At 58.8% G+C, this 12129-nt stretch carries 8 protein-coding genes; 5 read left to right on the top strand and 3 right to left on the bottom strand.

Going from position 1 to position 12129, the window contains the following annotated elements; translation table 11 throughout:
* Positions 1 to 73 precede the first annotated feature (73 nt).
* Both rpoB and rpoC read left to right on the top strand, forming a co-directional pair.
* Entirely contained in the window at positions 74 to 4216 is a 4143-nt protein-coding gene (gene rpoB, locus HPDFL43_RS09480) for a DNA-directed RNA polymerase subunit beta (protein ID WP_007197099.1), read from the top strand.
* Between the two features lie 184 nt (positions 4217 to 4400).
* Positions 4401 to 8609 carry a DNA-directed RNA polymerase subunit beta' gene (rpoC, locus tag HPDFL43_RS09485; RefSeq protein WP_007197100.1) on the top strand — a complete coding sequence of 1403 codons (4209 nt, stop codon included), beginning with the start codon at positions 4401 to 4403 and terminating at the stop codon, positions 8607 to 8609.
* An 81-nt stretch (positions 8610 to 8690) separates the two neighbouring features.
* Here rpoC and HPDFL43_RS09490 read toward each other — a convergent pair whose 3' ends face one another.
* The 3 genes from HPDFL43_RS09490 to HPDFL43_RS09500 all read right to left on the bottom strand — a co-directional run bounded on the left by HPDFL43_RS09490 (position 8691) and on the right by HPDFL43_RS09500 (position 10263).
* Positions 8691 to 9155, bottom strand: coding sequence for a DUF302 domain-containing protein (locus HPDFL43_RS09490; protein ID WP_007197101.1), 465 nt, complete (start codon positions 9153 to 9155; stop codon positions 8691 to 8693).
* Between the two features lie 233 nt (positions 9156 to 9388).
* Entirely contained in the window at positions 9389 to 9937 is a 549-nt protein-coding gene (locus HPDFL43_RS09495; protein ID WP_007197102.1) for a GNAT family N-acetyltransferase, read from the bottom strand.
* Positions 9938 to 9948: 11 nt separating this feature from the next.
* Positions 9949 to 10263 (bottom strand): hypothetical protein, encoded by a 315-nt coding sequence (locus HPDFL43_RS09500; protein WP_040450054.1) that lies wholly within the window; start codon positions 10261 to 10263, stop codon positions 9949 to 9951.
* A gap of 229 nt (positions 10264 to 10492) precedes the next feature.
* On the opposite strand from HPDFL43_RS09500, the gene HPDFL43_RS09505 reads away from it, so the two are divergent.
* The 3 genes from HPDFL43_RS09505 to rpsG all read left to right on the top strand — a co-directional run bounded on the left by HPDFL43_RS09505 (position 10493) and on the right by rpsG (position 12126).
* Positions 10493 to 10747 carry a GlsB/YeaQ/YmgE family stress response membrane protein gene (locus HPDFL43_RS09505; protein WP_040450055.1) on the top strand — a complete coding sequence of 85 codons (255 nt, stop codon included), beginning with the start codon at positions 10493 to 10495 and terminating at the stop codon, positions 10745 to 10747.
* A gap of 468 nt (positions 10748 to 11215) precedes the next feature.
* Positions 11216 to 11587 (top strand): 30S ribosomal protein S12, encoded by a 372-nt coding sequence (gene rpsL, locus HPDFL43_RS09510; RefSeq protein WP_007197105.1) that lies wholly within the window; start codon positions 11216 to 11218, stop codon positions 11585 to 11587.
* Positions 11588 to 11655: 68 nt separating this feature from the next.
* Complete coding sequence (gene rpsG, locus HPDFL43_RS09515; RefSeq protein ID WP_007197106.1) at positions 11656 to 12126, top strand: 30S ribosomal protein S7; 471 nt, start codon at positions 11656 to 11658, stop codon at positions 12124 to 12126.
* Positions 12127 to 12129 lie beyond the last annotated feature (3 nt).

Here is a 12129-nt window from a genome sequence, read left to right on the forward strand (position 1 = left end):
TTATATGACGGAGTCGCTTGGCCAGCGGCGATCGTCTGTTGCAGGCCCGGATGCAGATTGACAAGGAGCGACGATGGCTCAGACCCTTTCCTTCAATGGTCGTAGGCGCGTACGCAAGATCTTCGGTAAAATCCCGGAAGTGGCAGAGATGCCGAACCTCATCGAGGTTCAGAAGGCATCTTATGACCAGTTTCTGATGGTGGAGGAGCCGCAGGGCGGCCGCACCGACGAAGGATTGCAGGCAGTTTTCAAATCGGTTTTTCCGATTTCCGACTTTTCCGGCAGCGCAATGCTGGAATTCGTGTCCTATGAGTTCGAACATCCAAAGTTCGATGTTGAGGAATGCCGCCAGCGTGATCTGACCTATTCGGCGCCGCTCAAGGTGACACTTCGCCTGATCGTGTTTGATATCGACGAGGACACAGGCGCCAAGTCGATCAAGGACATCAAGGAGCAGAACGTCTACATGGGCGACATGCCGCTCATGACCGACAACGGCACCTTCATCGTCAACGGCACCGAGCGCGTTATCGTTTCGCAGATGCACCGGTCGCCTGGCGTGTTCTTCGACCACGACAAGGGCAAGAGCCATTCCTCGGGCAAGCTGCTGTTTGCGGCCCGCGTGATCCCTTATCGCGGTTCCTGGCTCGACATCGAGTTTGACGCCAAGGACATTGTCCACGCCCGTATCGACCGTCGCCGCAAGATCCCGGTGTCGTCGCTGCTGATGGCTCTCGGCATGGATGCCGAAGAGATCCTGTCGACCTTCTACACCCATTCGGTCTACAGCCGTGACGGTGAGGGCTGGCGGATTCCGTTCCAGCCTGAAACCCTCAAGGGCCAGAAGACAATCGTCGACATGATCGACGCTGATTCGAACGAAGTCGTCGTTGAGGCCGGCAAGAAGCTGACCCCGCGTCTGCTGCGCCAGCTCACCGAAAAGGGCGTCAAGTCGATCAAGGCAACGGATGAGGACCTGTATGGTTCCTATCTCGCTGAGGACATCGTCAATCCCGAAACAGGTGAGGTCTTCCTCGAAGCCGGGGACGAGATTGACGAAAAGACCCTTCCGGTGCTTGCCGAGGCGGGTCTTGATGAGATTCCGGTGCTCGACATCGATCACATCAATGTCGGTGCCTATATCCGCAACACCCTTGCTGCCGATAAGAACGAGAGCCGCCAGGACGCGCTGTTCGATATCTACCGTGTGATGCGTCCAGGCGAGCCGCCCACCATGGAATCGGCGGAAGCCATGTTCCAGTCGCTGTTCTTCGATTCCGAGCGCTACGACCTTTCGGCCGTTGGCCGGGTCAAGATGAACATGCGCCTTGATCTCGATGCCGAGGACACGGTGCGGGTTCTGCGCAAGGACGACATCCTTGCCGTCGTCAAGACTCTCGTCTCGCTGCGTGATGGCAAGGGCGAAATCGACGACATCGACAACCTCGGCAACCGCCGGGTTCGTTCCGTCGGCGAACTGATGGAAAACCAGTATCGTCTTGGTCTGCTGCGCATGGAGCGCGCCATCAAGGAGCGCATGTCGTCGATCGAGATCGACACTGTCATGCCGCAGGACCTGATCAACGCCAAGCCCGCGGCCGCTGCCGTGCGCGAATTCTTCGGCTCGTCGCAGCTGTCGCAGTTCATGGACCAGGTCAATCCGCTCTCCGAGATCACCCACAAGCGCCGTCTTTCGGCACTTGGACCGGGCGGTCTGACCCGTGAACGCGCTGGCTTCGAGGTCCGTGACGTTCACCCGACACACTATGGCCGTATCTGCCCGATCGAAACGCCGGAAGGCCCGAACATCGGTCTGATCAACTCGCTGGCCACCTTTGCCCGGGTCAACAAGTACGGCTTCATCGAAAGCCCGTACCGGAAGATCAAGGACGGCAAGGTCACTGAGGAAGTGGTCTACCTGTCGGCTATGGAAGAGGCGAAGTATCACGTTGCCCAGGCCAATGCGGAGCTGAGCGAAGACGGCTCTCTCGTCGACGAATTCATCGTCAGCCGCCATGCCGGCGACGTGATGATGACGCCGCGTGAGAACATCGATCTGATGGACGTGTCACCGCGTCAGCTGGTCTCGGTGGCTGCTGCCTTGATCCCGTTCCTGGAGAACGATGACGCCAACCGTGCGCTCATGGGATCGAACATGCAGCGTCAGGCTGTGCCGCTGGTTCGTGCCGAAGCACCGTTCGTGGGCACCGGTATGGAGCCGATTGTGGCGCGTGACTCGGGCGCTGCGATTGCGGCCCGCCGCGGCGGTGTGGTCGATCAGGTCGATGCGACCCGTATCGTGATCCGTGCCACCGAGGACATGGAAGCGTCGCGTTCGGGCGTTGACATCTACCGGCTGCAGAAGTTCCAGCGTTCCAACCAGAACACCTGCATCAACCAGCGTCCGCTGGTCACCGTCGGTGACGTGATCAACAAGGGCGACATCATCGCCGACGGTCCGTCGACCGATCTTGGCGATCTGGCTCTGGGCCGCAACGTGCTCGTCGCGTTCATGCCCTGGAACGGCTACAACTACGAGGACTCGATCCTTCTTTCCGAGCGTATCGTCTCTGATGACGTGTTCACTTCCATCCACATCGACGAGTTCGAAGTGATGGCACGTGACACCAAGCTCGGGCCGGAAGAGATCACCCGTGACATCCCGAACGTGTCTGAAGAGGCTCTGAGGAACCTCGACGAGGCCGGTATTGTCTATATCGGTGCCGAAGTGGCGCCGGGTGACATTCTGGTCGGCAAAATCACGCCGAAGGGCGAAAGCCCGATGACGCCGGAAGAAAAGCTTCTGCGCGCCATCTTCGGCGAGAAGGCTTCGGATGTCCGCGATACCTCGATGCGGATGCCGCCCGGAACCTACGGCACCGTCGTCGAAGTGCGCGTGTTCAACCGCCACGGCGTTGAGAAGGACGAACGCGCGATGGCGATCGAGCGCGAGGAAATCGAACGCCTTGCGAAGGACCGTGACGACGAGCAGGCGATTCTCGACCGCAACGTCTACGGCCGCCTGTCGGACATGCTCAAGGGCAAGGCTGCAATCGCCGGACCAAAGGGCTTCAAGAAGGGCGCCGAGGTCACCGAGGAAGCGATTGCCGAGTATCCGCGTTCGCAGTGGTGGATGTTCGCCGTTGAAGACGAAAAGCTTCAGGGCGAGATCGAAGCTCTTCGTGCCCAGTACGATGATTCCAAGAAGCTGCTGGAAAGCCGCTTCATGGACAAGGTCGAAAAGGTCCAGCGTGGCGACGAACTGCCGCCTGGCGTGATGAAGATGGTCAAGGTCTTTGTTGCTGTGAAGCGCAAGATCCAGCCCGGCGACAAGATGGCCGGCCGTCACGGCAACAAGGGTGTGGTGTCCCGCATCCTGCCTTGCGAAGACATGCCGTTCCTCGAGGACGGAACCCATGTCGACATCGTGCTCAACCCGCTTGGCGTGCCATCGCGCATGAATGTGGGCCAGATCCTCGAAACCCATCTGGGTTGGGCCTGTGCCGGCATGGGCAAGCAGATCGGCGAGATGCTTGATGCCTACAATGCGGGTGGAGAGATCCAGCCGCTGCGTGACACCATCGACAGCGTCATCGGCACCGGTCCTAAGGGCGAGCCGACCAAGCAGTATGATGATCCGTCGATTGTCCGACTGGCCGAACAGACCCGTCGGGGCGTGTCCATCGCCACCCCGGTGTTTGACGGTGCGGTCGAGGCCGACATCAACATCATGCTTGAACAGGCGGGTCTCAACGTCTCGGGTCAGTCGACGCTCTATGATGGGCGTACGGGTGAAACCTTCGACCGTCCTGTGACCGTGGGCTACATCTACATGCTCAAGCTCAACCACTTGGTCGATGACAAGATCCACGCCCGTTCGATCGGTCCATACTCGCTGGTAACCCAGCAGCCGTTGGGCGGTAAGGCGCAGTTCGGTGGACAGCGCTTCGGCGAGATGGAGGTCTGGGCGCTGGAAGCCTACGGCGCGGCCTACACGCTGCAGGAAATGCTGACGGTGAAATCGGACGACGTCGCAGGACGTACCAAGGTCTACGAGGCCATCGTTCGTGGCGACGACACCTTCGAAGCCGGTATTCCGGAGAGCTTCAACGTTCTCGTCAAGGAAATGCGTTCGCTCGGGCTCAATGTTGAGCTGGAATCGGCCAAGATCGACGGCATCGCCGATCAGGACGAGTTGCCCGACGCGGCTGAATAAAGCCTGGAAGGCGCGGGGTGGCAGAAATGTTCCCCCGCGCCATCATCCGTTCCGCGGTCAGTCCGCGAGCGGCAGTCGATGCCCGCGGCAAGCGGGCGACAAGAATTTCAGGCGATGGCCTGTTGCCGGGGGTCTGCCGGCGCCGTCGCAAGCCAAGGGCTCAGAGCCCTAAAAGGAGACAGGCATGAACCATGAGGTCATGAATCTTTTCAACAACAACGTTCCGGCGCAGACGTTCGATTCCATCCGGATTTCGATCGCCAGCCCCGAGAAGATTCTTTCCTGGTCCTTCGGCGAGATCAAAAAGCCGGAGACGATCAACTATCGGACCTTCAAGCCGGAGCGCGACGGCCTGTTCTGCGCCCGCATCTTTGGCCCGATCAAGGACTATGAGTGCCTGTGCGGCAAGTACAAGCGCATGAAGTACAAGGGCGTCATCTGCGAAAAGTGCGGTGTCGAAGTGACTTTGAGCCGTGTTCGTCGCGAGCGCATGGGGCATATCGAGCTCGCCGCTCCGGTTGCCCACATCTGGTTCCTGAAGTCGCTGCCATCGCGCATCGGCACGCTGCTCGACATGACGCTGAAGGATATCGAGCGGGTCCTGTACTTTGAAAACTATATCGTTACCGAGCCGGGCCTGACATCCCTCAAGGAGCACTCGCTGCTTTCCGAAGAGGAATACATGCTCGCCGTAGACGAATTCGGTGAGGATTCCTTCACCGCAATGATCGGTGCTGAAGCGATTTTCGAGCTTCTGGCTGCGATGGATCTCGAAAAGATCGCGGGCGAACTGCGTACGGAGCTGGCGTCGACCACCTCCGAGCTGAAGCAGAAGAAATTCATGAAGCGACTGAAGATCGTCGAGAACTTCATGGAATCCGGCAACCGTCCGGAATGGATGATCATGAAGATCGTGCCGGTGATCCCGCCGGACCTGCGTCCGCTGGTTCCGCTCGATGGCGGCCGCTTTGCGACCTCCGACCTCAACGATCTCTATCGCCGTGTGATCAACCGTAACAACCGGCTCAAGCGGCTGATCGAACTTCGTGCGCCTGGCATCATCATTCGCAATGAAAAGCGGATGTTGCAGGAAGCCGTTGACGCGCTGTTCGACAATGGCCGCCGTGGCCGAACCATCACCGGTGCCAACAAGCGCCCGCTGAAGTCGCTGTCCGATATGCTCAAGGGCAAGCAGGGCCGTTTCCGGCAGAACCTGCTCGGCAAGCGCGTCGACTATTCGGGCCGTTCGGTCATCGTGACTGGCCCCGAGCTCAAGCTGCACCAGTGCGGCCTGCCCAAGAAGATGGCGCTTGAGCTGTTCAAGCCCTTTATCTATGCCCGTCTTGACGCCAAGGGCTATTCCTCGACCGTCAAGCAGGCAAAGAAGCTGGTCGAGAAGGAAAAGCCGGAAGTCTGGGATATCCTCGACGAGGTGATCCGCGAGCATCCGGTTCTCTTGAACCGCGCGCCGACGCTTCACCGTCTCGGCATTCAGGCGTTCGAGCCGATCCTGGTTGAAGGCAAGGCCATTCAGCTGCACCCGCTGGTCTGCACCGCGTTCAACGCCGACTTTGACGGCGACCAGATGGCTGTTCACGTGCCGCTTTCGCTGGAAGCCCAGCTTGAAGCCCGCGTGTTGATGATGTCGACCAACAACATCCTTCATCCGGCCAACGGCGCACCGATCATCGTGCCGTCACAGGACATGGTGCTGGGTCTGTACTATCTTTCGATCCAGGCTGAGAACGAGCCGGGGCAGGGCATGGTGTTCTCCGACATGGGCGAACTCCACCATGCACTCGAAAGCAAGGTCGTTACACTGCACACCAAGATCAAGGGCCGGTTCAAGACCGTGGACGCCGAGGGCAACCCGGTTTCCAAGATCTTTGAAACCACCCCAGGCCGCATGATCATGGGCGAACTTTTGCCCAGAAACGCCATGGTGCCGTTCGACGTTTGCAACCAGGAAATGACCAAGAAGAACATTTCCCGGATGATCGACACCGTCTACCGCCACTGCGGTCAGAAGGACACGGTCATTTTCTGCGACCGCATCATGCAGCTTGGTTTCGGCCATGCCTGCCGCGCCGGCATTTCTTTCGGCAAGGACGACATGGTGATCCCGGATTCCAAGGCCCGGATTGTCGGCGAAACCGACACGATGGTGAAGGAATACGAGCAGCAGTACAATGACGGCCTGATCACTCAGGGCGAGAAGTACAACAAGGTCGTCGACGCCTGGGGCAAGGCCACCGAAAAGGTTGCCGACGAAATGATGGCCCGCATCAAGTCGGTCGAGTTCCATGAGAACGGCCGTCAGAAGCAGATGAACTCGATCTACATGATGAGCCACTCCGGCGCCCGTGGTTCGCCGAGCCAGATGCGTCAGCTGGGCGGCATGCGCGGCCTGATGGCCAAACCGTCAGGTGAGATCATCGAGACGCCGATCATCTCGAACTTCAAGGAAGGCCTGACCGTGAACGAGTACTTCAACTCGACTCACGGTGCCCGTAAGGGCCTCGCCGACACCGCGCTGAAGACCGCGAACTCCGGTTACCTGACCCGTCGTCTGGTGGACGTTGCACAGGATTGCATCGTCACCCAGATCGATTGCGGCACCACCGAAGGTCTGACCATGACGGCCATCGTCGATGCCGGTCAGGTTGTGGCGTCGATCGGCCAGCGTATCCTGGGCCGAACCGCGCTTGATGACATCAACCACCCAGTGAGCGGCGAGAACATTGTTAAGGCCGGCACCATGGTCGATGAGGCTCAGGTGCTCGAGATCGAGGCCGCAGGCATCCAGTCGGTGCGCATCCGCTCGCCGCTGACCTGTGAAATCCAGACCGGTATCTGTGCAGCCTGCTACGGCCGTGACCTTGCGCGCGGCACGCCTGTCAACATCGGTGAAGCTGTCGGTGTTATCGCCGCGCAGTCGATCGGTGAGCCTGGCACACAGCTGACCATGCGTACCTTCCACCTTGGCGGCACCGCCACCGTGGTCGACCAGTCGTTCCTGGAAGCGTCCTATGAAGGCACGGTCCGCATCAAGAACCGCAACATGCTGCGCAACTCCGATGGCAACCTGATTGCCATGGGCCGTTCGATGGCTGTCCAGATCCTGGATGAAAAGGGCACCGAACGTTCTTCGCAGCGTGTGGCCTACGGTTCGAAGATCTATGTCGATGACGGTGATACGGTCAAACGCGGCCAGCGCCTGGCCGAGTGGGATCCTTACACACGCCCGATGATGACGGAAATCGAAGGCACCGTGGAGTTCGAAGATGTGGTCGATGGTGTTTCGGTCACGGAATCGACAGACGAGGCAACCGGTATCACCAAACGTCAGGTCATTGACTGGCGGTCAACGCCGCGTGGCACCGACCTCAAGCCTGCGATCGTGATCAAGGGCAAGGATGGCGAGATTGCCAAGCTGGCCCGTGGTGGTGAAGCCAGGTTCCAGCTCTCGGTTGACGCAATCCTGTCGGTTGAACCCGGCGGCAAGGTCAGCCAGGGTGACGTGCTTGCACGTGTGCCGCTTGAGAGTGCCAAGACCAAGGACATCACCGGTGGTCTGCCGCGGGTGGCGGAACTGTTCGAAGCACGCCGTCCGAAGGATCACGCCATCATTGCGGAAGTCGATGGCACGATCCGTTTCGGCCGCGACTACAAGAACAAGCGCCGTATTCTGATCGAGCCTGCGGAAGATGGTGTCGAACCTGTCGAGTATCTCATCCCGAAGGGCAAGCCCTTCCATCTGCAGGATGGCGACTACATCGAAAAGGGCGACTACATCCTCGATGGCAACCCTGCGCCACATGACATCCTTGCGATCAAGGGCGTCGAGGCGCTTGCCTCCTACCTCGTCAACGAGATCCAGGAAGTCTATCGTCTGCAGGGCGTGCTCATCAACGACAAGCACATCGAAGTGATTGTCCGTCAGATGTTGCAGAAGGTCGAAATCACCGACTCCGGAGATTCGGTCTACATTGTCGGCGACAATGTCGATCAGATCGAGCTCGACAATGTCAACGACCGCTTGGTCGAGGAAGGCCGCAAGCCGGCAGTCGGAACACCGGTTCTGCTCGGCATCACCAAGGCCTCGCTGCAGACACCGTCGTTCATCTCGGCGGCGTCGTTCCAGGAGACCACCAAGGTGCTGACAGAGGCGGCGGTTGCCGGCAAGATCGACACCCTGCAGGGCCTCAAGGAGAACGTCATTGTCGGACGTCTGGTGCCAGCCGGTACCGGCGGGACCATGACTCAGATCCGCCGCATCGCAACGTCGCGCGACGATCTGATCCTGGACGAGCGTCGCAAGACGTCGGGTGCGGAAACTGCCGCTCCAATGCTCACCGACATGGCCAAAGAAGAGCCGTCGCCGGCCGAGTAAGCCCGACGTCGTTCTTCGAACCAAATGATAAAAGGCCGCCTTTCGGGGCGGCCTTTCGCATTTCGGGGGTGAAACAATGATCTATTGCGTGGCGGCGTTTGTCAGCTTTTCCAATGCACCCTTCATTGTCATGAAGGATTGGTCAGCACCTTCGATGCTGTAACGTTCCTGAAGTGCGTCCGGGTCGAGATATCCGATCTTGGTTTGGCCCTGATCTTCCCAGATCAGGACCCGGATCGGGAGATCCAGGCCGGCACGCGGCTCGGCTTGCATGATTGGCGTGCCGATCTTCGGATTGCCGAACACCACGAGTGTCATGTCCTCAAGTTCGGCATCAATGCTTTTCGCACCCGCTGCATGATCAATGCGGGCAAATACTGTCGCTCCAGCCGCACCGATCGCAGCCTCAAGCTTGTCAGCTGTTATCTCAACTGACGCCGGGCTTTCCTTGATGATCCAGCTGTCTTGGGCATTCGCCGAGTTGGCGGCCAGAAGGAGCAGGGCGGCGGTCGCTGTCACTTTGATTGAATGATACCATGGCTTCATGTTGCTTTATCTCCCTGTTCGTTGGATCAACATCGGATGGTCAATCCCCACGCATCAGGACACGGTGTCGCCGGAAACTGAAATCACGTTCACAAACATGCGTACACATCTAGGTGTGCTCGCGCAGCCGCATTCCATATAGATTTTCTATGTGCTGTTGTTGGAATAAAAAGGCCGCCTTTCGGGGCAGGCCAGTTGGGAACATCAGGGATTTCGGGCAACAGGCGGTACGCTCACCGGTAGCGCCCGATCTCCACCTTCCAGACAAGAGCTTCGAAGATACCGCCATCCTCGGTTGCTTCCGAAAAGTCCAGATCGGCCCGGCGCAGCAGTCCCAGTCGCTCCATAACCTTAAGGGATCGCAGGTTGTCCGGGAGCGCATAAGCGACAATGGCGTCAAGTTTTGTGACACGAACCGCATGTTCGATCGCGGCACTGGCGCTCTCGGTTGCATATCCATGTCCCCAGGCCGTGCGGTTAAAGCGCCAGCCGATTTCGTAATGAAAGCCCAACGGATGGGTGGTGGCGGGCCTTGCCATCACGCCCGCATAACCGAGAAACCGGCCATCGCGGCTTTCCACCGCCCAACGGGAAGTTCTGTATCTTTGGTAGGTGTCGATGTAGCGATCCAGTTTGGCATCGCTGCTGGTGCGGTCGATCGGGCCGCCAAGATCCGCCATAACCTCCGGGTCGGCGTGCATGGCAGCGAAGGCATCGCGGTGGCTTTCGCGCCAGCTCAGCAAGCGCAGCCGGGCGGTCCGGATTTCAACATCCGCGTCCACACAAGCAATCCCTATTCAAACGCAATAACCGCCACTTCACCTTCCATAGCGCCCTGATAGGCCGACGCATGTGGCTCTTCATCGGGCATGTCCTCAAGAACGCCGATCTGGTCGAGATCAGCTTCGGCAAATCCCTTGGCAGACAAGGCATCAAGACAGAGCCGGACCGCGGTGTCATCGTCGGGTGCGGCTATCAGGACATGAACCGGCTTCATCTCACCGCCTTTGCGGCGGCTTGTCTGCCCGATGATGATGAAGATCGACGGTGTGTCTGCTTCATCCTCATGTTGGCCGGATTCACTGCTGTTGTCATTGTCCGAGTTCATCACGCCATCCCTTTGCGTCTGGGTCTTGTGGCTGTTTCTCATGTTGCAGCTGCGAAGGCAACGTTTGCACCGGCTGGGGAACAATCTCCTGTGGGCAGCGCCCGAGTTAAAGCGTCAGCCAGTATTTCGTGGATTGGTGGGCCCGCGGATCTGCTTGTCATGGCGCTATCATGGTTTGTCGCCTACAACATCTCCGTGTTTTGCAATGATGGAAAACGGAGTTTTGATTATGGGTATTGAGGGGCTTTTGGTTTTCCTCCTTATCGGCGCGGTTGCCGGCTGGCTTGCCGGGATCATCATGAAGGGATTCGGATTCGGTCTGATCGGCAATATTGTTGTCGGCATCGTCGGCGCATTCGTGGCCGGCCTGGTTCTGCCTGTTGTCGGCATCTCGATAGGCGGCGGTATAGTCGGATCGATCATCCACGCCACAATTGGAGCCGTGATTCTTCTGTTCGTCATCGGGCTCATCAAGCGCCGTTGAGCGTGAGTCGTTTCAGGCGGTGATTCCTCTCAGCCAGGCGATTTTAGTGCCCAGCATGACGGGAAATTCACTCGCGGGAAGAGCCGGTCTTGGTTCCGGGCAACAAAAGGCCTGAAAGTGCGCGCGCGGCACAAGAATGTTTCGCGCTTGATCCGGCGTTTCGACCGGGCACCCCGGAATAACGATTTTCTCCGCCATGGCCTTGACGAGGTGAGGGGAAATCAGTAGTTACCGGCCACCAAGACCGATGTGAGGCGCTCTTCTTCGGGACGACACGTCCTGAAAGTTGCCTCAAACAAGGTTTCAGACTGCACTGTGAACTGACAATGCTGCACGCATGACGCTGACAATTGCGTCCTCTGCTTTCATGGGCCTTCCGGCAAAACCGGTTCGGCCCTTGTTTTGCGCATACAGTCTGCAGGCATGGTGCCTGAAAAGGCGAAACATGAATTCTAAAGGGATGGTTACATGCCAACTGTAAACCAGCTGATCCGCAAGCCGCGCCAGGCGCCGGTGAAGCGCAACAAGGTTCCCGCGCTGGAGCAGAATCCGCAGAAGCGCGGCGTTTGCACCCGGGTGTACACCACGACCCCGAAAAAGCCGAACTCGGCTCTTCGTAAGGTTGCCAAGATTCGCCTGACCAACGGCTATGAAGTCATCGGCTACATTCCGGGTGAGGGTCACAACCTTCAGGAACACTCCGTGGTGATGATCCGCGGCGGCCGCGTCAAGGACCTTCCCGGCGTGCGCTACCACGTGATCCGCGGCGTTCTCGACACCCAGGGCGTCAAGAACCGCAAGCAGCGCCGCTCGAAGTACGGCGCCAAGCGTCCGAAGTAATTGTATCTGCGGGCCGCATCAAAGGATGCGGCTCGTTGTTTCGACCAATCTGTTGAAAGACGAAAAGCATGTCACGACGTCACAGTGCAGAAAAGCGTGAAATCAACCCGGATCCGAAGTTCGGTGACCTGGTTCTCTCCAAGTTCATGAATGCCATCATGATGCACGGCAAGAAATCTGTTGCCGAGCAGATCGTTTATGGTGCGCTTGATCAGGTTGAGCAGCGTGCAAAGCAGGAGCCGGTGCCGATGTTCCACCAGGCGCTCGAAAATGTTGCTCCGCACGTGGAAGTCCGTTCGCGCCGCGTCGGTGGCGCAACCTACCAGGTTCCCGTTGATGTGCGTCCAGAGCGCCGTCAGGCTCTTGCCATTCGCTGGCTGATTGCTGCAGCTCGCAAGCGCAACGAAACCACCATGATCGAGCGCCTCTCGGGCGAACTCATGGATGCCGCCAACAACCGCGGCAGCGCTGTGAAGAAGCGGGAAGACACCCACAAGATGGCCGATGCCAACCGTGCTTTCTCGCATTATCGCTGGTAATCC

This window comes from Hoeflea phototrophica DFL-43 (genome assembly GCF_000154705.2).
Lineage (GTDB): Bacteria > Pseudomonadota > Alphaproteobacteria > Rhizobiales > Rhizobiaceae > Hoeflea > Hoeflea phototrophica.